The organism is Amycolatopsis rifamycinica (assembly GCF_000695625.1).
Classification (GTDB): Bacteria; Actinomycetota; Actinomycetes; order Mycobacteriales; family Pseudonocardiaceae; genus Amycolatopsis; species Amycolatopsis rifamycinica.
In genome coordinates this window covers 132,534-156,060 of sequence record NZ_JMQI01000002.1, presented here as the reverse complement: position 1 = coordinate 156,060, position 23,527 = coordinate 132,534, and the positions used below count along the sequence as shown (strand labels likewise).

24 protein-coding genes and 2 pseudogenes are annotated in these 23,527 nt (G+C 70.8%); 11 read left to right on the top strand and 15 right to left on the bottom strand.

Features of this window, described 5'->3' with window-relative positions; genetic code table 11:
- The 4 genes from DV20_RS47260 to DV20_RS01585 form a co-directional block, all read left to right on the top strand.
- Positions 1-78 (top strand): hypothetical protein (locus DV20_RS47260; protein WP_407638308.1); only part of this gene is annotated, 78 nt, incomplete at its 5' end.
- Positions 78-1,097, top strand: coding sequence for a family 2 encapsulin nanocompartment cargo protein polyprenyl transferase (locus DV20_RS01595; protein ID WP_043775641.1), 1,020 nt, complete (start codon positions 78-80; stop codon positions 1,095-1,097). The genes DV20_RS47260 and DV20_RS01595, both read left to right, overlap by 1 nt.
- Before the next feature lie 88 nt (positions 1,098-1,185).
- Positions 1,186-1,473, top strand: coding sequence for a transposase (locus DV20_RS01590; RefSeq protein ID WP_043775701.1), 288 nt, complete (start codon positions 1,186-1,188; stop codon positions 1,471-1,473).
- Positions 1,470-2,351 carry an IS3 family transposase gene (locus tag DV20_RS01585; RefSeq protein WP_043775638.1) on the top strand — a complete coding sequence of 294 codons (882 nt, stop codon included), beginning with the start codon at positions 1,470-1,472 and terminating at the stop codon, positions 2,349-2,351. Before DV20_RS01590 ends, DV20_RS01585 begins: the two co-directional genes overlap by 4 nt.
- A 172-nt stretch (positions 2,352-2,523) precedes the next feature.
- On the opposite strand, the gene DV20_RS01580 is transcribed toward DV20_RS01585, so the two are convergent.
- A complete protein-coding gene (locus DV20_RS01580) occupies positions 2,524-3,651 on the bottom strand; it encodes a CapA family protein (RefSeq protein WP_043775635.1) in 1,128 nt (375 codons plus the stop codon).
- A gap of 364 nt (positions 3,652-4,015) precedes the next feature.
- On the opposite strand from DV20_RS01580, the gene DV20_RS01575 reads away from it, so the two are divergent.
- From DV20_RS01575 to DV20_RS01555, 6 genes and pseudogenes are all read left to right on the top strand, one after another.
- Positions 4,016-4,990, top strand: a complete 975-nt coding sequence (locus DV20_RS01575) for a substrate-binding domain-containing protein (RefSeq protein ID WP_043775632.1) — start codon at positions 4,016-4,018, stop codon at positions 4,988-4,990.
- A 141-nt stretch (positions 4,991-5,131) separates the two neighbouring features.
- Positions 5,132-5,602 (top strand): annotated as a pseudogene (locus DV20_RS47255) (ATP-binding cassette domain-containing protein); the annotation flags it as partial.
- A 102-nt stretch (positions 5,603-5,704) separates the two neighbouring features.
- Positions 5,705-6,625 (top strand): sugar ABC transporter ATP-binding protein, encoded by a 921-nt coding sequence (locus tag DV20_RS47250; RefSeq protein WP_407638307.1) that lies wholly within the window; start codon positions 5,705-5,707, stop codon positions 6,623-6,625.
- On the top strand, positions 6,622-7,647 hold the full coding sequence (locus DV20_RS01565) for an ABC transporter permease (protein ID WP_043775627.1): 1,026 nt from the start codon (positions 6,622-6,624) through the stop codon (positions 7,645-7,647). Before DV20_RS47250 ends, DV20_RS01565 begins: the two co-directional genes overlap by 4 nt.
- Positions 7,648-7,649: 2 nt before the next feature.
- The gene (locus DV20_RS01560) at positions 7,650-8,288 is read left to right on the top strand and encodes a FadR/GntR family transcriptional regulator (protein ID WP_043775625.1); all 639 of its coding nucleotides are present in this window, start codon (positions 7,650-7,652) and stop codon (positions 8,286-8,288) included.
- A gap of 79 nt (positions 8,289-8,367) precedes the next feature.
- Positions 8,368-9,444, top strand: coding sequence for a glycoside hydrolase family 88 protein (locus DV20_RS01555; RefSeq protein WP_043775624.1), 1,077 nt, complete (start codon positions 8,368-8,370; stop codon positions 9,442-9,444).
- A gap of 8 nt (positions 9,445-9,452) precedes the next feature.
- On the opposite strand, the gene DV20_RS01550 is transcribed toward DV20_RS01555, so the two are convergent.
- From DV20_RS01550 to DV20_RS01500, 11 genes are all read right to left on the bottom strand, one after another.
- The gene (locus DV20_RS01550) at positions 9,453-10,757 is read right to left on the bottom strand and encodes a DNA polymerase IV (RefSeq protein WP_043775621.1); all 1,305 of its coding nucleotides are present in this window, start codon (positions 10,755-10,757) and stop codon (positions 9,453-9,455) included.
- A 1-nt stretch (position 10,758) separates the two neighbouring features.
- A complete protein-coding gene (locus DV20_RS01545; protein WP_043775619.1) occupies positions 10,759-11,070 on the bottom strand; it encodes a transcriptional regulator in 312 nt (103 codons plus the stop codon).
- Entirely contained in the window at positions 11,067-11,690 is a 624-nt protein-coding gene (locus tag DV20_RS01540; RefSeq protein ID WP_043775616.1) for a hypothetical protein, read from the bottom strand. The genes DV20_RS01545 and DV20_RS01540 overlap by 4 nt, the downstream gene beginning before the upstream one ends.
- Positions 11,691-11,747: 57 nt before the next feature.
- Positions 11,748-12,479, bottom strand: coding sequence for an ABC transporter permease (locus DV20_RS01535; RefSeq protein WP_043775612.1), 732 nt, complete (start codon positions 12,477-12,479; stop codon positions 11,748-11,750).
- Complete coding sequence (locus tag DV20_RS01530) at positions 12,476-13,375, bottom strand: ABC transporter ATP-binding protein (protein ID WP_043775611.1); 900 nt, start codon at positions 13,373-13,375, stop codon at positions 12,476-12,478. Before DV20_RS01530 ends, DV20_RS01535 begins: the two co-directional genes overlap by 4 nt.
- 151 nt (positions 13,376-13,526) lie before the next feature.
- Entirely contained in the window at positions 13,527-15,101 is a 1,575-nt protein-coding gene (locus tag DV20_RS01525; RefSeq protein ID WP_043775609.1) for an alpha/beta hydrolase, read from the bottom strand.
- Positions 15,102-15,238: 137 nt separating this feature from the next.
- On the bottom strand, positions 15,239-15,616 hold the full coding sequence (locus DV20_RS01520; RefSeq protein WP_043775607.1) for an effector-associated constant component EACC1: 378 nt from the start codon (positions 15,614-15,616) through the stop codon (positions 15,239-15,241).
- Between the two features lie 43 nt (positions 15,617-15,659).
- Positions 15,660-17,378, bottom strand: a complete 1,719-nt coding sequence (locus DV20_RS01515) for an aminotransferase class V-fold PLP-dependent enzyme (RefSeq protein ID WP_043775605.1) — start codon at positions 17,376-17,378, stop codon at positions 15,660-15,662.
- Entirely contained in the window at positions 17,375-18,142 is a 768-nt protein-coding gene (locus tag DV20_RS01510; RefSeq protein ID WP_043775700.1) for an amino acid ABC transporter ATP-binding protein, read from the bottom strand. Before DV20_RS01510 ends, DV20_RS01515 begins: the two co-directional genes overlap by 4 nt.
- Positions 18,135-19,013, bottom strand: coding sequence for an amino acid ABC transporter permease (locus tag DV20_RS01505; RefSeq protein ID WP_043775604.1), 879 nt, complete (start codon positions 19,011-19,013; stop codon positions 18,135-18,137). The genes DV20_RS01510 and DV20_RS01505 overlap by 8 nt, the downstream gene beginning before the upstream one ends.
- Positions 19,000-19,947, bottom strand: coding sequence for an ABC transporter substrate-binding protein (locus tag DV20_RS01500; protein WP_043775603.1), 948 nt, complete (start codon positions 19,945-19,947; stop codon positions 19,000-19,002). The genes DV20_RS01505 and DV20_RS01500 overlap by 14 nt, the downstream gene beginning before the upstream one ends.
- 96 nt (positions 19,948-20,043) lie before the next feature.
- Here DV20_RS01500 and DV20_RS01495 point away from each other — a divergent pair, with 96 nt between their 5' ends.
- On the top strand, positions 20,044-21,027 hold the full coding sequence (locus tag DV20_RS01495) for a Gfo/Idh/MocA family protein (RefSeq protein ID WP_043775602.1): 984 nt from the start codon (positions 20,044-20,046) through the stop codon (positions 21,025-21,027).
- A gap of 154 nt (positions 21,028-21,181) precedes the next feature.
- Here DV20_RS01495 and DV20_RS46950 read toward each other — a convergent pair whose 3' ends face one another.
- From DV20_RS46950 to DV20_RS01485, 3 genes and pseudogenes are all read right to left on the bottom strand, one after another.
- Positions 21,182-21,304, bottom strand: a complete 123-nt coding sequence (locus tag DV20_RS46950; protein ID WP_268747378.1) for a hypothetical protein — start codon at positions 21,302-21,304, stop codon at positions 21,182-21,184.
- 117 nt (positions 21,305-21,421) lie between these two features.
- Positions 21,422-21,740: pseudogene (locus tag DV20_RS46330) on the bottom strand (transposase); the annotation flags it as partial.
- Positions 21,741-22,238: 498 nt separating this feature from the next.
- Positions 22,239-23,444, bottom strand: a complete 1,206-nt coding sequence (locus DV20_RS01485) for a glycosyl hydrolase family 8 (protein ID WP_043775600.1) — start codon at positions 23,442-23,444, stop codon at positions 22,239-22,241.
- Positions 23,445-23,527: the final 83 nt, after the last annotated feature.

The following is a 23,527-nucleotide window of genomic DNA, read 5'->3' as shown; positions in this document are numbered from 1 at the left end:
GTCTCCGCCTACCACTCCGCCGCCGTCCTCGTCCCCGACGCACTCGGCGCACTCGACGACGTTCAGGTCGGTCGCTGATGACCACCATGAACACGCGCACGGCGGCCCGTCCGCTCGCCGACGTCCTCGGGTGGAGCAAGGGGCTCGTCGACCCGGCGCTGCGGGCGGCCGCCGGGCGGCTGCCGGAGGCGATGCGGCGGATCGCCGCCTACCACTTCGGCTGGCAGGACGCGGCCGGCCGGCCGGCGACCGGCGACGGCGGCAAGGCGCTGCGGCCGGCGTTGGTGCTGCTGTGCGCGGAAGCCGCGGGCGGTGAGGCGGCCGACGCCGTGCCGGCCGCCGTCGCGGTCGAGCTGGTGCACAACTTCTCGCTGCTGCACGACGACGTCATGGACGGCGACGCCACCCGGCGGCACCGCGCGACGGCGTGGACGGTGTTCGGCACCGGGCCGGCGGTGCTGGCCGGGGACGCGTTGCTGAGTCTGGCGTTCGAGGTGCTGGCGCCGAGCGGGGCGGCGAACGCCCGGCTGCTGTCGGACGCGACGCTGGCGCTGCTCGAAGGCCAGGCCGCGGACCTGGACTTCGAGCAGCGCGACGACGTCACCCCCGCCGAGTGCGTGCGGATGGCGGAAGGCAAGACGGCGGCCCTGCTGGGCGCGTCCTGCACGCTCGGGGCGGCCTTCGGGCCAGCCGGTACGGACGGCTTCGGCGCGTTCGGCCGGGCGGTGGGCCTGGCGTTCCAGCACGTCGACGACCTGCTCGGCATCTGGGGCGACCCGGCCGTCACCGGCAAGCCGGTGTACTCGGACCTCCAGAACCGCAAGAAGTCACTGCCGGTGGTGACGGCCCTGAGTTCGGGCACCTCCGCCGGCGCGGACCTCGCGAAGCTCTACGCCCGGCCCGACCCCCTGGACGAGCCGGAGCTGGCCCGCGCGGCTTCCCTCGTCGAGTCCGCGGGCGGCCGCCAGTGGAGCCAGGCCCAAGCGGACGCGTTGCTGGCCAAGGCCCTGCGTGACCTCACCACGGCGGCCCCGCCTTCCCGAGCCACCGCCGAACTGTCCGCCCTGGCCCGCCTGATCACCACCCGCACCCACTGAACCCCGTACCGAAAGGGTTTCACGTGGAGTTGCCCCGTGGGGCCGGACACCTTGAATCCAGACAGTGGTCTGGAGGGAGGATGTCCTGATGTCTTCCAGGTCGAAGTATCCGGAGCAGTTCCGTCGGGATGCGATCGAGTTGGTGAACTCGAGTGATCGGCCGTTGCGGCAGATCGCTCGGGAACTCGGGGTCAACCACGAGACCCTGCGCTCGTGGGTGAACACCGCCAAGCAGGCCGCCGAGGCCGGACCGGTGGAGGACCCGGCCGAGGCCCAGGAGCTGCAGCGGTTGCGTAAGCGGGTCGCTGAGCTGGAGAAAGAGCAGGAGATCCTGCGCAAAGCGGCCGCCTATTTTGCGCGCGAGATGGATCGATGATCTACCGCTACCGGTTCATCTCCGAACACCGCGCCACCTACGGCGTGAAGCGGTTGTGCCAGGTCCTGGGCTTGCGCCGGCAAGGGTTCCATGAGTGGGTCGCCGCCGAGGCCGTCCGTGCCCGGCGGGCGGAAGCCGAAGCCGAGCTGGTCACCTTGATCGCGAAGATTCATGCTGAACACCGCAGTGCCTACGGGGTTCCGCGGATCACCGCCGAACTGCACCGCCGCGGCCATCTGGTGAACCACAAGCGGGTGGAGCGGCTCATGCGCGAACACGGCCTGGCCGGGATCACCCGCCGCAAACGCCGCACCCTGACCCGGCCCGCGGCCGGTCCGCTCACCCCGGCGGCTGACCTGATCCGCCGCGACTTCACCGCATCGGCGCCGGGACTGCGAATGGTCGGGGACATCACCAGCCTGCCCACCGTCGAAGGCTGGCTCTACCTGGCCACCGTCATCGACCTGCACACCCGCGAGGTCGTCGGCCACGCCATGGCCGAGCACATGCGCACCAGCCTGGTCTGCGACGCGATCAACCTCGCGACTGCCCGCGGCCTCATCCGGCCCGAGGCGGTGTTCCATTCCGACCGCGGTGTCCAGTACACCTCCGGTCAGTTCCGCACCGCGCTGGCCGAGCACTCGATCCGGGCGTCGGTGGGGCGGGTCGGGTCCTGTTATGACAACGCCGTCGCCGAAGCCTTCTTCGCCACCCTCAACACCGAGATCGGCACCGCCATCTGGCGCACCCGAGCCCAAGCCCGCCAGGATGTGTTCACCTGGCTGCGCTACTACAACCACACCAGGCTGCACTCCACCAACGGCCACAACACCCCAGCCGAAACCCGAACCAACTACGCTCAGGCCCTCGCTGCCTGAAAACCCGTGTCCGCCTCACCGGGGCAACTCCACACCCGTGACTGGAGAGGCATCACGCGTGACTGGAGAGGCATCACGCGTGATTGGCGGGGCATCACGCCGATGCCTCCTCGATCACGCGTGATGCCCGCGGGATCACGGGTGATGCCCCGGGGATCACGGATGGTGCCTGTTACTCGCCGGGGCGGGTGAGGCCGGATTTGCCGGCGCCGAGGCTCAGGACGTTCTTGTCCGTGTCGCGGAGGGCCTTGGTGACCGGGTCGGACGGCGGAGATGTCGACAAGTCGATCAAGCGGATGGGGGCTTCCAGGCGGATCAGGGTCGGGATGTACTCGGCCTTGCCGACCTTCCAGCGGTCGCCGTCGCGGACGAAGCGGAAGCGGGCCGCCACGCCCTCTTCCGTGTCGCCCTTGGGTTCGGAGTGGCGGGCGACGCTGTTGCCGAGCCCGTAGGCCACCCACTTGTCGCCGATCTTCTCGAACGGCTGGACCACGTGGGCGTGGTGGCCGATGATCAGGTCGACGTCGTCGGAGGCCAGGATCTTCTTGGCCTGCGAACGCTGTTCGGCCGTCGGCTCGTGCTGGTACTCCACGCCCCAGTGCAGGCTGGCGATGACGACCTGCGCGCCGGCCTCGCGGGCCTTGCGCGCCGCCGCCAGCACGTCGTCGACGTCGATCTGGTTGGCCAGCCACGGTTTCCCGGCCGGCACCTTGATGCCGTTGAAGCCGAAGGAGTACGACACCTGGCCGACCTTGATGCCGTGGACGTCGAGGATCAGCGGCTTCGCGGCTTCGGCGGCCGACCGCGCCGAGCCGGTGTGCCGGACGCCGACGCCGTCGAGCTTGTCCAGGGTGCGGGTGACGCCCTCGGCGCCCTGGTCGATCGTGTGGTTGGACGACGTCGAGCAGGTGTCGTAGCCGGTGTCCTTGATCGCGTCGGCGATCTCCGGCGGCGCGCTGAACGACGGGTAGCCGCTGTACGGCCCGCCTTCCGCCGCCAGCGGCGTCTCGAGGTGGCAGATCCCGAGGTCGGCGCCGGAGATCAGCGGCTTGATCCCGGCCAGCAGCGGCCGGTAGTCGATCTTCCCGCCGCCGTCGGCCTCGGCCTGCTCGGTGAGCGCCGGGTGGATCAGGACGTCACCGGTGGCGACGACGCTGAACGATCCGGTGGGGGCGGCGGCACTCGAGGAGCCCGTCTCCGGGAAGGGCGTCGGCGCCGGCCCCGGCTGCTGCGACGGGCTGCTGCAAGCGGCCGCCAGGACGGCGATTCCGGCGAGCGCTGCGACGCGGTGCTTCGTCATCGGTCTCCCTCACGTGGTCCGGCCATCCTGCCAGCCGGGCGAACCGGGCCGGGAGGGCCTCCCGATCGCCTGAAAGTTCCACCACAGTCGACAACACCGATCAGAACATTCGCACGAGACAAAACCGGACAACGCCCAGCCCAGGGGCGAAAAAATACGATAAATCACCCTGATGAGTGGCACCATGGGACTACGGAGAGTAGGTCTCGCTCCGCTAACTGCGCCTTGACGCTCCACGAACGGGTGTTTTGTAATACGAGTCACGTCGCGACTGCCCCGACCCACTCGACCTCGGCCCCCATGGGAGCACTCGATGTCCACATACCCGCACAGGTTCCGGACCTGGAGCGTTGTTGGTTGTTGTTTGATTTCCGGAGCCCTGCTGGCCTCCTGTTCCTCCGGCAAGGACACCGCGGCGCCGCAGCAGCAGGCGCCCGCCAACGGCAAGATCACCCTCTACTACCTGCAGAAACAGGGTGACCAGCAGTACTTCGTCGAGCAGGCCCAGGGCGCGCAGGAGAAGGCGAAAGAGCTCGGCGTCGAGCTCAAGGTGGTCAACCTCGGCCAGGACGCCAACAAGGCGATCACCGAGCTCGACGCCGCCGTCGCCCAAGGCGCCAACGGCGTCGCCATCGTCGTCCCCGACCAGGCCATCGGCCCGCAGGTGATCGACAAGGCCAAGAGCGCGGGCATCCCGCTGATCGCGTCCGACGACGTCATCAAGGACGGCACCGGCGCGAAGGCGCCGTTCGTCGGCTTCAACGGCAGCCAGATGGGCGACTCGGTCGGCACCGAGGCCGGGAAGCTGTTCAAGGCCGCGGGCTGGGCCGCCGCCGACACGAAGATCATCAGCGCCTTCAAGTCGGACCTGACCGTGTGCACCGACCGCGTCAACGCCGCGAAGGCCGCGTTCGCCAAGTCCGCGGGCGCCGAAGTCCCGGTGATCGACGTCGGCACCGACAACTCCCCCGTCGACGCGCAGAACCGCTCCGGCGCGGTGATCGGCTCCAACCCGGGCGTCAAGCACTGGGTCGTCTGGGGCTGCAACGACGAGAACGAGACCGGTGTCGTGACCGCGCTGGCCAACTCCGGCGTGGCGGCGAACAACATCATCGGCGTCGGGCTCGGCGCCTACCTCGACTGCAAGGACTGGGCCGCGAACAAGGACACCGGCAACAAGGCCGCGCTCTACATCTCCGGCGCCGAGGTCGGCCGCTCGGCGATCCAGGTGCTGGTCGACAAGGTGAAGAACGGCAAGGAACTGCCCGCGGAGACGATCGCCAAGACCACGATCGTCAACAAGGACAACTACAAGCAGGCCGGCGTCAACTGCACCTGACCGAACTCCCCCGCCACTTTCACGTGAAAGCTCCGCTTTGTCCCGCAAAGCGCCACTTTCACGTGAAAGTGGCGGGTTCTCCGAAGGGGCCCGCACATGTCCTCCTCTCCTCCCGCGCTCGCCGTCGAGGGCATCGGCAAGCGCTTCTCCGGCGTCACCGCCCTCGACGACGTCTCGCTGGAGTTCCGCTCCGGCGAAGTCCTGGCCCTGATGGGCGAAAACGGCGCCGGCAAGTCGACGCTGCTGCGCGTGCTGTCCGGCGACCAGGGCCCCGACGAGGGCCGGCTGCTCCTGGACGGCACTGAGGCCGCCTTCGACACCCCGCGCGCGGCGATGGCCGCCGGGGTGCGCGTGATCTACCAGGAACCCGAGATCATCCCGCACGTTTCGGTGGCGGAGAACGTCTTCGTCGGCGAACTGCCCGCGAAGGCCCGGGTGTTCAGCCGCCGCACGCTCACCAAGGCCACGCACGACGCGCTCGCCGAGTACGGCTTCGAGGGCGTCCTCGACCCGGCGACGCTCGGCGTCGCCCTCTCGCCCGCGCAGCGCCAGCTCGTCGAGATCCTGCGCGTGCTCACCGCGGCCACGCCGCCGCGGGTGATCGCCTTCGACGAGCCGACGTCGTCGCTGTCGGAGCACGAGGTCGAGGCGCTGTTCCGGCTGATCGGGCGGCTGCGCGACAGCGGGGTCGCGGTCGTCTACGTCTCGCACCGGATGAAGGAGATCTTCCGGCTCGCCGACCGCGTCGCCGTGCTGCGGGACGGGAAGCTGGTGGGCGTCCAGCAGGCCGCGGAGACCGACGAGGCCGGCCTGGTCCGGATGATGATCGGCCGCGACCTGTCCACTCTCGAACGCCGCGTCACCCAGGACACCGGTGACGTCGTGCTGAAGCTGGACGACGTCACGACCGACGACGTCACCGGGATTTCGCTGCGGGTCCGCGCGGGCGAGGTCGTCTGCCTGGCCGGGCTGGTCGGCGCCGGGCGTTCGGAGCTGGCCCGCGCGATCGTCGGCGACCTGCCGATCCGGTCCGGGACCGTGGAGCTCGACGGCAAGCGGCTGCGCGCGCACAACCCGGGTGACGCCGTCAAAGCCGGGATCGGCTTCGCGCCCGAAGAGCGCAAGACGGACGCGTTGCTGATGCAGCGGTCCGTACGCGACAACGTGTCCATCGCCGTCCTCGACCGGCTTCGCCGCTTCCGGGTCGTTAAGCGCGCGAAGGAACGCGAGCTTGTCGAGGAGTACGTACGCGAGCTTCGCGTGCGGACGCCGTCGATGGAGCAGGAAGTCCGCAAGCTTTCCGGCGGCAACCAGCAGAAGGCCGTCCTCGCGCGCTGGCTCGCGCGGCGGCCGAAGCTGCTGATCCTCGACGAGCCCACCCGCGGCGTCGACGTCGGCGCGAAGGCCGAGATCTACCGGATCATCGACGGCCTCGCCGCCGAAGGCATCGCGCTGCTGGTCATCTCCTCCGACCTGCCCGAGGTGCTGACGCTGGCCGACCGCATCCTCGTCATGCGCGCCGGGCGCCTGGCGGGCGAGCTCGGCCGCGAGGAAGCGACCGAGGAAGCCGTGCTGACCCTCGCCATCCCCGAAACCGAACCAGCCGTGGACGACGCCCAGGAGATCGGCGCATGAGCACCCCCACCAAAGAAACGTCGGCGCCCGCCGCGCCGCCCCAGCCGTCGGCCGCGCGCCGGGTGCTCACCGGCATCGGCGTGCAGAACTCCAGCCTGATCATCACGCTGATCGCGCTGGTCATCCTGCTGAGCGTGCTGAACGAGAACTTCCTGCGCACCAACAACCTGCTGCTGATCGGCAGCGCGATCACCATCATGGGGCTGCTCGCCCTGGTGCAGACCCTGGTGATCATCCTGGGCGCGCTGGACATCTCCGTCGGCTCGATGGCCGGGCTGGCCTCGGTCATCTCGGCGATGGTGTTCACCTCGACCGGCAACGCCGAGGTGGGGATCCTCGCCGCGGTCGGCGTCGGCATCGTCTGCGGCCTGGTCAACGGCATGATCATCATCTTCGGCCGGGTCAACCCGGTGGTCGCGACGCTGGCCATGCTCGCCACCTACAAGGGCATCGCGCAGGTGATCTCGAACGGCAAGGCGCAGGGTTACACCGGCGGCGACGACCTGTTCATCTTCCTGGCCAAGGGATCCGTGCTCGGGCTGCCGGCGCTGGTGTGGGTGTTCCTGATCGTCGCGGCGCTGCTGCACTTCCTGCTCAAGTACACCGACATCGGCCGCAACGTCTACGCCATCGGCGGCAACGACACCGCCGCGCGGCTGGCCGGCATCAACATCAACCGGTACATCATCGGCGTGTACGCCCTGGTCGGCGTGGTCGCGGCGATCGCGGGCGTGCTGATCACCGCCCGCACCGGCTCCGGCCAGCCGACGTCCGGCTCCGAGGGCCTGGAGCTGCAGGCCGTCACCGGCGCCGCGCTCGGCGGCACGATGCTCAAGGGCGGCCGCGGGTCGATCGTCTCGACCGTGCTCGCGGTGGTCATCCTGGGCGTGCTCGACAACGGCATGTCCGGGCTGGGCATCAACCCGTTCTGGCAGAACGTCGCGCACGGCGCCCTGCTGGTGATCGCCGTCGTGCTGCAGCAGCTGCGCAGCGGGGAACGGCGCGTCGGCCTGCCCGAGTAGCGGTGAACCTCCACGCCCGCGTCGTCGACGAACTGGGCAGGCTCATCGTCGAAGGGGTCCTCGGGGACGGGCAGCCGCTCGTTCCCGAGGAACTCGGCCGCCGGTTCTCCGCGTCCCGGACGGTGGTCCGCGAAGCGTTGCGCGTGCTCGAGTCCAAGGGCATGGTGACCGCGCGCCCGCGGGTGGGGACCTGGACGCTGCCCCCCGAAGCGTGGGACGCGATCGACCCGGACGTCATCGCCTGGCGCGTCGGCGGGCCCGACGGCCACGAGCACCTGCGCGAGCTGTTCGAACTGCGGCTGGCGATCGAACCGCAGGCGGCGCGGATGGCCGCGCGGCACCGGCGGCCCGACGAGCTGGCGGCGATGGCGGCGGCGTACGCCCTGATGGCCGACGCCGACGGCCCCGCGGACTTCCGGGCCGCCGACGCGCGGTTCCACGCGGCGCTGGTCCGCGCCTCGGGCAACGCGCTGATCGCGCAGCTGCAGGTGCCGGTGGTGGCGGCGCTGCGGGCGCAGGGCGAGCCGGCGGACACGCTCGTCGCGCATTCCCGCGTGCTGACGCGAGTGCTGGCGAAGGACGCCGACGGCGCCGAGTCCGCGGCCCGCCGGTTGCTGGAAACCGTTGCGGCGTACCGCTGATCGGTACCTTGACACGGTTGCCGGGAGGCGCTTCACTCGCTGCGGATGACCGCCGCCATGAGCTGAGGAGGACGCTTTCATGCGTTTCCCGGGAATGCGCGGTTCCGGCGTGCTCGCGGCCGCGGCGGTGGCGGCCGGCCTGTGCACGGCTCCGGCGGCGACCGCCGCGACCTGCACGATCGCCGGCGAAATGGTGTCCGCGGGCAACTACTGGGTCACCAACGGGACCCACCTCGAAGCGCCGGACTGGCAGAACGCGACGTTCCACGTCGGCAACCTCGCACTGGTCCGGACCACCGGCCAGTCGAACCACAAGACGTTCCCCTGGGCGCAGGCCAACGAGTACCGGCTCCCCGACGACCCGCGGCGGCCGTTCTTCCCGGACAACCAGGCGGCCGGCGAGGCGTACCTGGACCTGTACACCTACTTCCACCCGGAAATCCCCCTGGATTCGATCCGCACGCGGATCCGCGACGAGGTGGCGTCCGTGCGGGCGGGCCACCGCGGCTACTGGAACTACGTCGACGCGCTGAACATGGCGATGCCGTCGTTCGCCCGGATGAGCCTGATCGACCACGATCCGTCCTATTTGGACGCCATGCACACGCTGTTCTCCGACACCGAGCACAAGCTGTTCAACGAGTTCACCGGCCTGTGGTACCGCGACGCGCGGTTCACGGGCTCCGGCGTGTTCTGGTCGCGCGGCAACGGCTGGGCCCTGGCGGCGGTGACGAAGGTGCTCCAGGTGCTCCCGTCCGACGACCCCCGGCGGCCGGAGTACCTGCGCGTGTACCGGAAGATGGCGGCCACGCTCGCGCTGGTCCAGCGGCGTGACGGCTTCTGGAACTCCGACCTGCTGAACCCGTGGGACCACGGCGGCCCGGAGTCCAGCGGCACGGCGTTCTTCGCGTTCGGCCTCGGCTGGGGCGTCAACGCGGGCGTCCTGGACGCGGGCCGCTTCCGCCCGGTGGTCGACAAGGCCTGGACGGCGCTGTCGACGAAGGCCCTGCAACCGAGCGGCCTGGTGGGCTACGTCCAGCCGGTCGGCGACCGCCCGGCCACCGCTCGCTCGACGGACACCGCGGCCTACGGCGTCGGCGCGTTCCTCCTGGCTGGCCAGGAAGTGGCGAAGCTGCAGGGCTGCTCGGCCGAGTAGCCCCCGGGTCAGCGCAGGCAGTCGCCGGGATCACCGCGGGTCAGGGCCGGATCGGTCTGGGGGAAGGTGCGGGCCACGCCCGGGCCGGAGGACCGGTGCTCGAACCGGACCGTCACCCGGCCGTGGCCCGCGCCCTGGACCCACCCCGTGCCGAACTCCGCGTGGACCACGTCGTCGCCCTGGCGCCACTCCGAAGGCGCCGCGGGGGCCGGCGCCGGCGCGGAAGACACCACCGTGGGCGCCGAAGGAGCGGCCAGGGTGAACAGCGCGTCCTGGTGCGGCACCGAAAGCCCGCTGTACGCGACGCCCGCCAGCCGGACGCCGCCGAACTCCGCCGGGTCGATCAGCAGGCGCTCCGCCGTCGCCGACAGCTCGGCCAGGTCGTCCGTCGGCGCCGAGATCGTCTCCGAGCGGGTCACCGTGTGCATGTCCGTGTGCCGCAGCTTGATCACCACCGTCCGGGCCACCCGGCCGGCCTTGAGCAGCCGCTGGTGGGCACCCACCGCGATCCGGCGGACCTCCGCCCGCAACGTCGGCAGGTCCTTGATGTCGGTGTCGAACGTCGTCTCGGCGCTGACCTGCTTGGTCTCGGCGCGGCCGGCCACCGGGCGGTCGTCGGCGCCGGTCGCGAGCCGCCGCAGGTCGCGGCCGACGACGCCGCCGAGGGTGGCCACGGCGTCCGCTTCGGACAGTGCCGCCAGCTGGCCGAGGGTCTGGACGCCGATGAACCGCAGCTTGCCCTCGGCGACCGGGCCGATTCCCCACAACGCGCGGACCGGCAGCGGCGCGAGGAACTCCCGTTCGGTGCCCTGGGGCACCACCAGCAGCCCGTCCGGCTTGGCCTCGTCGGAGGCGATCTTCGCGATCTGCTTGCCGTTGCCCGCGCCGATCGACGCCACCAGGCCGGTTTCCGCCCGGATCCGCGCGCGCAGCGAGGCGCAGAACTCCGTCACCTCCTCGAAGGACGCGCCGACGAGCGAAGGCGGTTCGGCGAAGGCTTCGTCGAGGGAGATCTTCTCCAGCACCGGCGCGACCTCGGTGACGACCGCGAAGACCTCCTGGCTGAGCCGTTCGTAGACGCGGAACCGCGGCGGCACGATCACGCCGTTCGCCGGCAGCAGCCGCCGGGCCTGGGCCATCGGCATCGCCGAGCGGATGCCGAACGCCCGCGACTCGTAGCTCGCGCCGGCGACGACCCCGCGCGGGCCGAGCCCGCCGACGAGCACCGGGCGTCCGGCCAGCGTCGGGCGGGTGAGCTGTTCGGCCGAAGCGTAGAAGGCGTCCAGGTCGAGGTGGATCACCCAGCGGCCCACGTCAGTCCCCGCCGGTGGCGTCCAGCAGCCGGTGGAGCGCCTTGGTGTAGCTCTCGAACGCGGCCCGGCCTGCCGCGGTCAGCCGGACCAGGGTGACCGGCGTGCGGTGCTCGTAGGCCTTGGTGATCTCGACGTACTCGGCGTCCTCGAGCTTGCGCAGGTGCGTCGAAAGGTTGCCGGCCGTCATGTCCAGCAGCTGCTGCAGCCGCGGGAACGTGATCTGGTCGCCGGGGCGCAGCCCGGCGAGCGCGACCGTGACCCGCAGCCGCGCCTGGGCGTGGATGACCGGGTCGAGCTGCGGCAGGTCGGTCATCGGCCGGTCTTCTCGCGCACGAAGTACACGATCGCGCCGAGCAGGAACCCGCCGCCACCGCAGACGGTGAGCACGAGGAAGTTCGCCGGGTACCCGACCAGCACGCTCAGCGCGGCCGACACGATCATCCACGCGCCGAGGCCGTACATCAGCTTGTCCTGCCACACCATGCCGCCCGCCAGGTACATCACGCCGGTGAGCAGCAGCCACGTGCCGGTCCACAGCAGCGACACCTGATCGGTCGAAAGCGCCTGGAACTGCGTGATCCGGATGTCGACGACCATCAGCCCGATCGAGCCGAGCGCCCAGCCGTAGCCGTACATCGCCCCGACCGTGCGGGACGGCCCGCGGATCCCCCGGCCGCTGCGGATGCTGGTGTAGGTCGTGTAGGCGACGGCGCCGAGGAACAGCAGCGGGACGACGATGCCGCCGCTGACCCAGCCCGGCACGCCGGCCCCGGGCAGCGTCGTGACGTACGTGAAGCCCCAGCCGACGATCCAGGCGAGGGCCCAGGCGGCGAGCATCCGCGCCGGGCCCCCGCCCAGTTCCCGGCGGGTCCGCCGGTTCTGCTGGGCGATCAGGTTCAGCGACTCCTCCGCCGACAACGGCTCGTCATCCACCTGGCTCGCCCTCCTCCCGTGCAGACCCCTCACCACTGCACGGAAGTTAACACGCGTTCAGAGCCGCGCCGTGTCCAGCCGGAAGCGGCGCACGACGATCAGCGCGGGGACGACCAGCCAGCCCGCGAGCACGACCACCGCGAGCCCCATCCCGCCGGCGTGCGCCAGCGGTTCCAGGCCGACGCGCCCGAGCCAGTACGTCGGGAAGAAGTGCGCCAGGGTCGCCATCCAGTCCGGGAGGACGTACAGCGGGATCCACAGGCCGCCGAGCATGCCCAGCGGCATCATCAGCGCGCCGGTGACCGCGCCGACCGTGTCCCCCTTGCCGAACAGGCCGATGGCCAGGCCCAGCACGGCGAACGGGAGGACGCCGAGCCAGAGCGACACCAGGACCAGGCCCCACTGGGCCGCGGTCATCTCGACACCCATCGCCAGCCCCGCGGCGAACAGCACCACGAGCACCGGCAACGCCACGGCCATCGCCGAGAGCACCTTGACCACCAGGTAGCCGGGACCGCGCATCGGCGTGAGCCGCAGCTGCCGCTGCCAGCCGTCGGTGCGTTCCTGCGCGACCCGGGTGCCGGTGAACAGCGCGCCGCCGCTCGCGCCGTACGCGGCCAGGCTGATCATGGTCTGCACGTTCGAGGCCAGGCCGTTGGGTGCCACGAGCTTGCCGAAGATCGACCCGAACAACAGGAACATGGCCAGCGGCATGCCGATGGTGAAGACGGTGAACTGCGGGCTGCGGACGATCCGCTTGATCTCCAGGCTCAGGTACGTCGTGTTCACGCGGCGGCCTCCTCGGCGGTCAGCGCCAGGAAGGCCTCTTCGAGGCCGAGCGCGGTGATTTCGATGCCGGACGCGTCCGGGTGCGCCGCCAGCAGGGCGCGGATCGCCGCGTCGGAGTCGGCGCAGGCCAGCTCGGCGCGGCCACCGCGCAGCTGCACGCTCGTGACGCCGGGAAGCGCGGCCAGCCCGGCTTCGGTGGCGCCCGGGACGACGGACCTGAGGACCCGGCCGGACACCGCGGCGCGGACTTCGGCGACCGGGCCGTCGGCGACGACGGCGCCGTGGCGCAGCAGCACGACGCGGTCGGCGTAGTCCTCGGCTTCGGCGAGGTAGTGCGTCGCGAACAGCACGGTCCGGCCGCCGGCGGCGAACTCGCGGATGGCCGCCCAGAACGCGCGCCTGCCGTCGACGTCCATCGCCGCGGTGGGCTCGTCGAGCACGAGCAGCCGCGGGTCGCCGGCCAGGGCGAGCGCGAACCGGACGCGCTGCCGCTCCCCGCCGGACAGCTTGCCGCAGCGGCGTTTCACGAGCTTGCCCAGGCCCGCCCGGGCGATCACCTCTTCGGCGGGCAGCGGCTTCTCGTGCGTCGAGACGACCAGGGCGACGATCTCGCCGACCGTGACGTCCGGCAGCAGCGCGCCGTTCTGCATCATCGCGCCGACGAGCCCCCGGTCGACGGCTTCGCGCGGGCTGCCCCCCGCGACGATCACCTCCCCCGCGTCCGGCTTGGTCAGGCCGAGCAGCATGTCGACGGTGGTCGACTTGCCCGCGCCGTTCGGCCCGAGCAGCGCGACGACCTCGCCGGGCGCGACCTCGACGGACACCCCGCCGACCGCCGTGACCTGCCCGAACCGTTTGGTGAGGCCGTGGAGCGCGAACGCCGGTCCCCCAGTCATGGCGCCCTCCTTTCGTGGACTTTGTATCGCAAAGTTGCTGGTCACTTTGTAACACAAAGTCCACGCGTCTTCAAAGTGCCCGGCGCCGGAAAGCACGAAAAAGGGGTGCCGGGCAGCGTGCCCGGCACCCCTTTCCCAGGGTGTGCGCTGGTCAGCCGGCGAACCGCCCGGCGACCACGCCCTGCGTCGCCGCGACGTCGGCCTTGGCGGCCGTGGGCGCCGGCGGCGTCGGCTGCGGCAGCGGGGCGCACTCGACGTCGGCCGTGCGGCCCGGCTTGCGGGCCGGGAGCGCGCCCGTCGCCAGGTAAGCCGCGATCTTGGTGTCGACGCACGCGTTGCCGCGCGGGGTGATCGCGTGGCTGGTGCCGCCGGGCTCCGCGATCAGCGAGGCACCCGGGAACCGGCTGCGGACCTCGAGGCTGCCCTCGAAGGGCGTCGCCGCGTCGAGCGTCTCGTCGATCATCAGGACGCTCTGCACCCCGCGCCCGTCGACCTTGACCGGCTTGCCCGCCTTGGCGGGCCAGTACAGGCAGGGCGCGTTGAACCACGCGTTCTGCCAGGTGAAGTACGGTGCCTTGGCGAAGGTCTGCCAGTTGTCGCGCTTCCACTGCGGCCAGCTCTGCGGCCACTGGACGTCGGTGCACTGCACGGCGAGGTACACCGCGTAACCGTTGTCGTCGCCGCGGCCGCCGAAGGCCTCGAAGAGCGACTTCCAGTTCTGCCAGTCACCCTGGTTGACGAACCGGGACAGCGCGTCGCCCAGCAGCGTCCACCGCAGCTGGTAGTAGCTCGCCTGCTGGATGACGTCGAGGATCTCGTCGGGCCCGATCACGCCGCCGGCCGGGGTGAAGGACGTCTTGAGCAGCTGCTCGTTCACCACCCGCCGCACCGCGGCCTGGGTCTTGCCGAGGTGGTAGACGTCGTCGTGCTGGGCGAGCCAGCCGAACCAGATCAGGATGTTCTGGTCGAAGGCGACGTCCTGGTTCAGGTTGGCGCGGTACCAGACGCCGCGCGGGTCGACGGTCGAGTCGAGCACCATCCGGCGGACGTTGTGCGGGTACAGCGTGCCGTAGACCTGGCCGAGGTAGGTGCCGTAGGAGTAGCCGTAGAAGTTCAGCTGCCGCTGGCCGAGCGCCTTGCGGAGGGAGTCCATGTCCTGGACCGTGTCGGTCGTCTTCATGTTCTCCAGCAGCGCGCGCGAGTTGTTCTTCGCGCAGGCTTCGGCGTACCCCTTGGAGCGGTTCAGCCAGGTCTTCTCCAGCTGCGGGGTGAACGGCGCGTACTGCGGCCGGTTGTAGTCCATGTAGTTCGGGTCGCAGCTCAGCGCGGGCTTGCTGGCGCCGACCCCGCGCGGGTCGAAGCCGATCCAGTCGTAGGCGTCGCCGGCGTGGCCGGGCACCCGGGATCCGCGGGTGGCCAGCAGCAGGCCGGAACCGCCGGGGCCGCCGGGGTTGGTCAGCATGACGCCCTGGTACTGCGCGTCGGGCACCTTGTGCTTGACGCGGCTGACGGCGAGCTGGACCTGTTCGCCGGCCGGCTTGCGGTAGTCGAGCGGCACGGCGAGGTAGCCGCATTCGGCGCCGGCGCCGGCCAGCGTGGCATCGGTGCACGGTCCCCAGGCGATCGACGCCGGTCCCGCGGGCGCGGCGCTCGCGGCCGGGGCGGCCACGAGCGCGGACGCCACCGATGCCGCGGCGGCCACGGCGGCGAAGAGGGCACGTCTCACTGATTTCTCCCTTTCCCAGCGTCTTCGAGCGGGAGAACCCTAGTCCCGGCGCGGGGTCCGGCGGGACAGCCGCGCAGGAACGCCCTACGAAAGGGGGAAATCGGGTGGCGAGGACGTTCTTGGACCCCGTGCGGTCGCTAGGCGTGGCGGCGGACGAACGCCTCGATCAGCTCCTGGCGTTCGGCCGTCGTCGCGCGTTCCAGCTCGACGGTGTCGCCGTCGATCGTCACCTTGATCCGGTGCCGGCCCGCCTGGCGGCCCAGCCACTCGCGCAGGGTCTCGACCAGGCCGGGGAACACCCCGCCGGCCGCGCTGAAGGCCACCATCAACGACCCGATCGTCACCGGGTCCGCGGCCTTCGCGCCCGGCGGCAGCTCTCCGGGGACCGGCAGCACGTCCACGTCCAGTTCGCCCAGCTCGGCGCGCAGGCGGCGGGCGAGCAGGTCGGACTCTTCGGCGTCCGCCTCGCCGTCGGCTTCGAGCCGGACCAGGGCCCGCGTGTCCGGTTCGGTCATGCGGGCCATGGTCCGCCCGGAGCACGCGGCTGGCAAGGGCCGATCAGGCGCGGATCTCGTTGAGGTAGTTGTAGATCGTGTACCGCGTGACGTCGAGGCGCCCGGCCAGGTGGTCGACCGCGTCCTTGATGAGGAAATAACCGGCTTCGTCGAGCTCCCGCACGACCGCCGCCTTGTGGCGCTTCTTCATCAGGTCCACCGGGATGCCGGCCTTCGTCACCGCCCGGTCGACGAGGAACCGCTGCAGGCTGTCGACGTCCGGTGGGAAAGTCTCCGGCTCGCCGTGGCCGCCGGGCGACGCGGCCTCCTCGACGCTGTTGACGCACAGGCAGCCCACCGCGACCCCGTCGGCGTCCCGCAGGAACAGCGTCGAAGAGCGGATCGGACGGCCGTCCGGGCCGTGCGTGCGGTAGTTCGTCAGGTCCTGGGTGGTGCCGCGGCGGACCAGGCCGAGCAGCAGGTCGGTCATCGGGCCGCCGACCCGGCGGCCGGTGAGGTCGCCGGCGATGGCGATGATCGAGTCCGGCAGCCGGCTCAGGTCGTGCAGCAGGACTTCGTTGCCCGGGCCGAGCATCGCCGCGAGCCCCGGGATGGCCGGCACCAGCGCGGTGAGCACCTCGTGCGTCGTCGCGCCCGCGGCGGGGACGACCGTCGGACGGCGAGGCGCGGTCAGCGTCTCCAGTGCTTCCCGGAGCAGATCGGCCGCGGCCGCCGGAGTCGATGCGTGCGGCGAGAGGCGGACGTGCTCGGGCCGCACGGTCGCGGCGATCCCGGCGTTGGCCAGCGCGGCGCCGACCTGCTCGGCGGGGTGGCCGGGCAGGGTGAACGCGAGGATCCCGGCCCGCCGCTCGGTCGCCGAGACGACTTCGGCGCCGCAGGACGCCAGTACCTCCTCGAAGGCGCCGATCCGCTCGGCGATCCGCGCCGCGATGGCGCCGGGCCCCGCGTCCTCGACCAGCTCGAGGGCCTCGGCGAACGCGCCGGAGGTGATCGGGCTGAGGTTGGAGATCGACCAGGCCTGCGCGGTGGCGTCCGGCGGGTGGATTTCGTCGTCGAACAGGCCCGGGTCGCGCGCGCCGGTCCAGCCCGACAGCACCGGGTCCATCCGGTCCAGTGCGCGGTCGGACAGCACCGCGAAGCCGGTGCCCCAGCCCGCGCGCAGCCACTTCTGCCCGCCGACGACCAGGACGTCGGCGACCTCCCACGGCTCCTCGACGACGCCGAAACCCTGGATGCCGTCGACGACCAGGAGCCGGTCGCCGACGACGTCGCGCAACGCGGCGAGGTCGGCGCGGTAGCCGGTGCGGAAGTCGACGGCGCTGACGCTGACCGTCGTGATCTCCGGCGTCAGCGCGTCGGCGACCCGCTCGGGCGTCACGTACCCGCTGCTCAGGCGGCGGACGCGCAGCCGGCCGGCCTGCTCGGCCCGTGCCCACGGGTAGGTGTTGGCCGGGAACTCCGACGCCGGCACCAGCACTTCGCCGGAGCTGTGGAACGCCGCCTGGAACAGGCCCAGGCTGGTGTGGGGCAGCAGCACGGTGTGGTCGGTGTCCGAGCCGGACAGCCGCGCGGCGGCGGCCTTGGCCCGGATCTCCTGCCGCATCAGCTCGTCCACTGTGGACGGCCCGGCCGTGGTCGCCTGGTCGAGCAGGGCGGCCGTCGTGTCGAGCACCGCGTGCGACGGCGGGCCGAACCGGGCGAAGTCGAGGTAGCCGGTGGGCTCGTCGAACTGCAGCAGGTACCGGGGCGAAATTCGCGTCACGCGAGGATCCTCGCCAGGAACTGCCGGGTGCGGTCGTGCTTCGGCGCGCTCAGCACTTCCGAAGGCGGCCCCGTCTCGACGACGGCGCCGTCGGCCAGGAACACCACCTCGTCGGCGGCCTCCGCGGCGAAGCTCATTTCGTGCGTCACGACGACCATCGTCATCCCCTCCCCCGCCAACGTACTCATGACTTCCAGTACCTCGCCGACCAGCTCCGGGTCCAGCGCCGACGTCGGCTCGTCGAACAGCATCAGCTTCGGCTTCATGGCCAGCGACCGGGCGATCGCGACCCGCTGCTGCTGCCCGCCGGACAGCTGCGCCGGGTAGGCGTCGGCGCGGTGGGCCAGCCCGACGCGGTCGAGCAGCTCGAGCCCCTGCTTCCGGGCGTCGTCGGGCCGCACGCCGAGCACCCGGATCGGGCCTTCGACGACGTTCTCCAGCGCCGTCCGGTGCGCGAACAGGTTGAACCGCTGGAACACCATGCCGATGTCACGCCGCTGGCGCGCCACCTCGCGTTCGCGCAGTTCGTACAGCTTGCCGCCGCGCTGCCGGAAGCCGATGGGCTCGCCGTCGACCCAGATCTGGCCGGCGTCGATGGTCTCCAGGTGGTTGATGCAGCGCAGGAACGTGCTCTTCCCGGCGCCGGACGGGCCGAGCAGGCAGACGACCTGTCCCTTGTGGACTTCGAGGTCGATGCCGCCGAGGACTTCGGTGTGGCCGTAGGACTTCCGGACCCCGACCGCGCGCAGCAATGGCTCAGACACGGGCACTCCTCACCAGCGGCACGCCGCGCAGCGCCTTGCCCGCGCGGGCGAGCGGCCCGCGGTCGGCCTGCCCGAACGCGCGTTCCAGGTAGTGCTGGCCGACGCCGGCGACGGTCACCACGACCATGTACCAGACGGCCGCGGCCAGCAGCGTCTCCATGACCAGCAGGTTGTTGGACGAGATGTTGTTGGCCGCGTGGATCAGCTCGGTCACGCCGATCACCGACGCCATCGACGTGCCCTTGAGCATGTTGATGAAGTCGTTGCCGGTGGGCGGGATGATCACGCGCATGGCCTGCGGCAGCACGACCCGGCGCAGCGTCGCGGCCGGGGTCATGCCGATCGACTTCGCCGCCTCGGTCTGCCCGCTGTCGACGCTGTTCAGGCCGGCCCGCACGATCTCCGCCATGTACGCGCTCTCGTTGAGCGCCAGGCCGAGGAACGCGGCGGTGAACGCGCTGATCAGCACGTTCGTCTGCTCGTGGACGACGAACGGGATGTCGATGACCGGGAAGACGAGCGCCAGGTTGTACCAGAGCAGGATCTGCAGCAGCACCGGAAGGCCGCGGAAGATCCAGATGTAGCCGGCGGCGAACCACCGCGCGACCGGGTTGGCGCTGCGGCGCAGCAGGGCGATCACGATGCCGAGCACGATCGCGACGGCTTGGGAGAGCACGGCCAGCACGACGGTGTTGAGCAGGCCGGTCGCCATCACCTTGTAGAAGACGAAGTCCGGGACCTGGTTCCACGCGATCTGCGCGTTGCCGAGGGCGACGCCCAGCAGGACGAGCAGCGCGACGATGATCGCGGCGGCGACCCAGCGGCCCCAGTGCCGCAGCCGGACGATGGGCAGCGGTTCACGCTCCACCATTGACGGCGGCCTCCTTGATCGCACCCTGCTCGACGCCCCAGGCCTGCAGGATCTTGCCGTAGGTGCCGTCGGTGATCAGGGCCTGCAGTGCCTTCCGCACCGCGTCGCGCAGCGCCGTGTTGGTCTTGTTGACACCGATGCCGTACGGGCCGCCGTCGATCGGCTCACCGGGGACGACCTCGAAGAACTTGCCCTCGCCCGCCGTGCGCGAGATGTAGACGGCGCTGGGGAGGTCGTTGAGGATCGCCTGGACGCGGCCGGTGCGGAGCTGGTTCTGGTTCTGGTTGTCGCTGTCGGTCGCGGTGACGGTGACCGCGGGCTTGCCGGCCTGCGTGCACTTCGCGCTCTGCTCGGTGGCGAACTTCTGGTGGCTGGTGCCCTGCACGACGGCGACGTTTTTGCCGCAGAGGGTGTCCGGGCCGGTGATGCCGTCGGGGTTGCCCTTCCGGATCATGATCGTGATGCCGGAGGTGAAGTAGTCGACGAAGTCGATCTGCTGCTGGCGGGCCTTCGTGTCGTTCATCCCGGCCATGGTCAGGTCGATGCGGCCGGACTGGAGGCTGGTGATGAGCGAGCCGAAGGCCATGTCCTGGTGGGTGACGGCGACGCCGAGCTTGGCGGCGATCGCCTTGGCGAGGTCGACCTCGTAGCCGATCGGGGTCTTGCCGTCGGCGGCGTAGAAGTTGTTGGGCGCGGACTGCAGGTTCGAGGCCAGGTGCAGGCCCGCCTGCTTGACGGTGTCCGGCAAGGCGGCGTTGAGCTGGGCGTCCTTCTGGACGCCCTGGACGATCGCCGCGGTGTCCGGGATACCGGACGCGGGGGCGCCGGCGGCCTGCGACGTCCCGCCCGCGCCGTCCGGACCGCCACCACAAGCCGTCACCAGGACGGCGAGGCTCGCGAGCAGCACTGCCTGTGCGGCACGAGAACGGGACATAACGGACCTCCACTGTTCGGCTGGCCGGAACGCTACAACTCGTTGTTGAAGAGGTCAACTGGGAGTTGAAATGTCGTTCGGTGCTAACTTCGCGCCATGAGCCTGCGGATCGGCATCCTGGGGGCGGCCCGCATCGCGCCCGCGGCCTTGATCAAGCCCGCCGCCTCGGTCCCCGCGGTGTCGGTCGACGCGATCGCCGCGCGGTCACCTGAGCGCGCGCAAGCGTTTGCGACCAGGCACCGCATCCCTCGGGTGCACTCGTCGTACGACGAGCTCCTGGCGGATCCGGACATCGACGCGGTCTACAACCCGCTGCCGAACGGCCTGCACGGGCGCTGGACGCTCGCGGCCCTGGCGGCGGGAAAGCACGTCCTGTGCGAGAAGCCGTTCACGGCGAACGCCGCGGAGGCACGGGAGGTCGCCGCGGCGGCGGCCGCCTCCGACCGCGTGGTGATGGAGGCGTTCCACTACCGCTACCACCCGCTGGCCCTGCGGGTGGAGGAGATCGTGGCGTCGGGCGAGCTGGGCGGGCTGGAGCGCGTGGAGACGGCGTTGTGCTTCCCGCTGCCGAAGTTCTCGGACATCCGCTACGACTACGGCCTGGCGGGCGGGGCGACGATGGACGCGGGCTGCTACGCGGTCCACATGGCCCGGGTGTTCGGCGGCGAGACGCCTGCGGTGGTGTCGGCTTCGGCGAAGCTGCGTTCGCCCACGGTGGACCGGGCCATGACGGCGGAGTTGCGGTTCCCGTCGGGCCACACCGGGCGGGTGGAGTGCTCGATGTGGTCGTCGTCGCTGCTGAAGATCAGCGCGAAGGTGATCGGTTCGCGCGGCTCGCTGTCGGTGGTCAACCCGGTGGCACCGCAGGCGTACCACCGCCTGTCGGTCCGCATCGGCGACGCGCGCCGCACGGAGAAGTTCCCCCGGCGCGCGTCTTACGCCTACCAGCTGGACGCCTTCGCGGCGGCGGTCCTGGACGGCGCACCGGTGAAGACCTCGGCGGCCGACGCGGTCGAGACGATGACCGTGATCGACGAGATCTACCGGGCCGCCGGACTGCCGCCGCGCGAGCCGAGCTGAGCCCGCACATCCGCGAAACCGAAAAGCCCGCCACGCGGGGGCTTCTCGACTCACCGAGTGCGTCGGCCACCAGGTCGGCCGGATTCGGTCGACCGGGCTCTTCGGCGACGCGGCCGTCGGCCGGAAGACTCGGGGTCAGGAGCTGTCCTGTGAGTCATCGGAGCCAGAGCACGATGGCGGCGATGGTGAGTTCGGCCTGGTAGCAGGCGGCACGCTTGGCGTAGCGGGCGGCCAGGTCGCGGAACTGCTTGAGGCGGTTCAGGCAGCGTTCGACCACGTTGCGCTGCTTGTAGACCTCGGTATCAAAGGCCGGTGGCCGCCCGCCGACACCGCGGACGTTGCGGCACGAAACGGGCGACGTTGATGCCGTCCAGTAATGGCACCAGTTGGGGATTGTCGCCCGCTTGGCCCGGTGTGAGCAGGAACGTATCGGCAGGCCACGCCCGTCGACGGCGAGGTGAATCTTGGTGCTCAGTCCGCTGCGGGACCGGCCGAGTCCTTCCCCGTCGCAGGCGTCCACAACCGCAGCCGCTCATGCGCGGTCTTCCACGGGCCATACCGTTCGGGCAGGTCACGCCACGGAGCACCGGTGCGCAACTTCCATAAGATCCCGTTGATCACCTGACGGTGATCCCGCCACCGCCTTGCTGCGGCGGCAGCAACGGCTCGATCACCGCCCACGCCTTATCCGTCGACTCACCGCGACCAACCACCGCGCATAGCCACCAGAGGTGCAGCTCAAACACCTACAGGACACGCCCTAGTCGGCCGCGGGTCCGGCGGCGCAGCCCCCGGATTCCACGCTACCGCAGGGCACCGACAATTGTGGGTCGCTCGGCACGCCTCCCAGCGTCGGCCTCAGCGACAGTGGGAGCCGGCGAATCCACCGCCCAGCCTCGGTTCCCTGACATGAAGCCGCCCGCGGTCCGGCGGCGATCTCCCCACTCACCAGCGGGTTGTGGACAGACAGAGCCGCTGCGCTCCGCGGAAAGCAGAACTGTCGGCGCCCTGAGCTAGCGTGGATTCGGGGGCTGCTCGCCCCGGACCGATCACGCTCGGCGTCGCGACGGTCAGCCCCACCCGAACCGCTGTCCAGCGTTCAGAGCGCGGGTCAGCTCCTCGGCACTGCGCGGGTGACCGGTCATGCCGCCGGTCTCACGCACGAACCGGCCGCCCCGCACCCGGAACAGGGCGAGGCGGCCGGGACGAACCTACGCGGCCACGTAGTTGCCGCTCAGGATGAGCAGGACCTGGATCGTGATGCCCGTTCCGTAGTAGTCCGTCGCGTCCGGGGTCCAAGACGAGACCGCCGTCCACAGCTTGTCCAGCCAGGCCTGGCTGCCCGGGTCCGTCATCGCCGCCACCGCGAACGGGGCCGTGAAGCACGGGTGCCGGCCGCTCTCGGTCTTCGCACCCGACAACGAATACCCGCTCTGGATCTTCGCCGGGTCGCCGCCCGTGGTCGTCTTGATCCACGTGTTCATCTTGCGGACCTGGTTCGCCGCCGGGCTGCCGGCGAACGAAATCGCGTCCGCGCCCAGGCGCCACGGGTCGCGGCAGGCGTTCCAGCTGTACTTGCCGTCGTACGGGCCCTCCAGGAACTCCGCCGGGGCGGGCTTGGGCGTCGAGTTCGTGTTCACCACGAAGTCCGGCAGCAGCCCGGTGTTCGGCGCGTACGACGACTGCAGCTGGCTCACCGCCGCCTCCGAGCGGGTGCGGACCTGGTCCCAGAAACTGTCCCCGGTCGCCGCGGCGAAGGCGCGGAGGTGGCCCGGCATCCAGTCCGACGAGCGGGAGCTGTTGCGGTACTCCGCGTCGTTGCCCCAGTCGCCCAGCAGGGTGAACTTCGTGGTGCCGTTGACCTCGCTCTTCTTGATCGCGTTGATGATCCGGACGGCCTCGGCCTTGTAGTTCACCGAACCGCCGCTGCCCCACTTCCTGTCCGCGATCAGCAGGCCGTAGGCGATCTCCAGGTCGCCGTCGGTGGCGGAGTCGCCGCCGTTGACGCTCTTGCAGTTCGCATCCTGCTCGGCCGCGTGCAGGTCCCGGTTGTTGACCGACGGGTGCGCCTTCACGAACTTCAGGATCCCGTCGACGATCGAGCGCGCCTGCGGGTCCTTCTCCGCCATCATCGCCGAGATCGTCATGCCGTACCCCTCGCCCTCGGCGACGAAGGAGTGGTCGGCGTCCTTGGACAGCACGGCGTAGGTGCCGGTGCCGCACTTGGTGGTCAGGAAGTTCTTCTTCCAGAAGTCGTAGTACTTCTGGAGCGCCGCGTCCTGGGTGGCCTGCGAGACGGACGGCCGCAACGTTCCCGGCACGTACGGCGTGCCGGCCGCGGACGCGGACGTGGGCACGCTCACCAGCCCCGCGGCGAGCGCGGCCGAAACCACCACCGCCCGGACGATTCTCTTCATGGCTCCTCCGTAACGACATCGTTGGCTGCGGCGAAGGTGAGCGAAGCGTGGCAGACGGTTCAAGACCAGGTCAAGAGGGTTAG

Bases quoted from the DNA above. Each gene is read 5' to 3' on its own strand.
- DV20_RS01595 (WP_043775641.1), top strand. From the start codon at position 78: ATGACCACCATGAACACGCGCACGGCGGCCCGTCCGCTCGCCGACGTC.
- DV20_RS01590 (WP_043775701.1), top strand. From the start codon at position 1,186: ATGTCTTCCAGGTCGAAGTATCCGGAGCAGTTCCGTCGGGATGCGATC.
- DV20_RS01585 (WP_043775638.1), top strand. From the start codon at position 1,470: ATGATCTACCGCTACCGGTTCATCTCCGAACACCGCGCCACCTACGGC.
- DV20_RS01580 (WP_043775635.1), bottom strand. From the start codon at position 3,651: ATGACGAAGCACCGCGTCGCAGCGCTCGCCGGAATCGCCGTCCTGGCG.
- DV20_RS47250 (WP_407638307.1), top strand. From the start codon at position 5,705: ATGAAGGAGATCTTCCGGCTCGCCGACCGCGTCGCCGTGCTGCGGGAC.
- DV20_RS01565 (WP_043775627.1), top strand. From the start codon at position 6,622: ATGAGCACCCCCACCAAAGAAACGTCGGCGCCCGCCGCGCCGCCCCAG.
- DV20_RS01555 (WP_043775624.1), top strand. From the start codon at position 8,368: ATGCGTTTCCCGGGAATGCGCGGTTCCGGCGTGCTCGCGGCCGCGGCG.
- DV20_RS01545 (WP_043775619.1), bottom strand. From the start codon at position 11,070: ATGACCGACCTGCCGCAGCTCGACCCGGTCATCCACGCCCAGGCGCGG.
- DV20_RS01530 (WP_043775611.1), bottom strand. From the start codon at position 13,375: ATGACTGGGGGACCGGCGTTCGCGCTCCACGGCCTCACCAAACGGTTC.
- DV20_RS01520 (WP_043775607.1), bottom strand. From the start codon at position 15,616: ATGACCGAACCGGACACGCGGGCCCTGGTCCGGCTCGAAGCCGACGGC.
- DV20_RS01505 (WP_043775604.1), bottom strand. From the start codon at position 19,013: ATGGTGGAGCGTGAACCGCTGCCCATCGTCCGGCTGCGGCACTGGGGC.
- DV20_RS01500 (WP_043775603.1), bottom strand. From the start codon at position 19,947: ATGTCCCGTTCTCGTGCCGCACAGGCAGTGCTGCTCGCGAGCCTCGCC.
- DV20_RS01495 (WP_043775602.1), top strand. From the start codon at position 20,044: ATGAGCCTGCGGATCGGCATCCTGGGGGCGGCCCGCATCGCGCCCGCG.
- DV20_RS01485 (WP_043775600.1), bottom strand. From the start codon at position 23,444: ATGAAGAGAATCGTCCGGGCGGTGGTGGTTTCGGCCGCGCTCGCCGCG.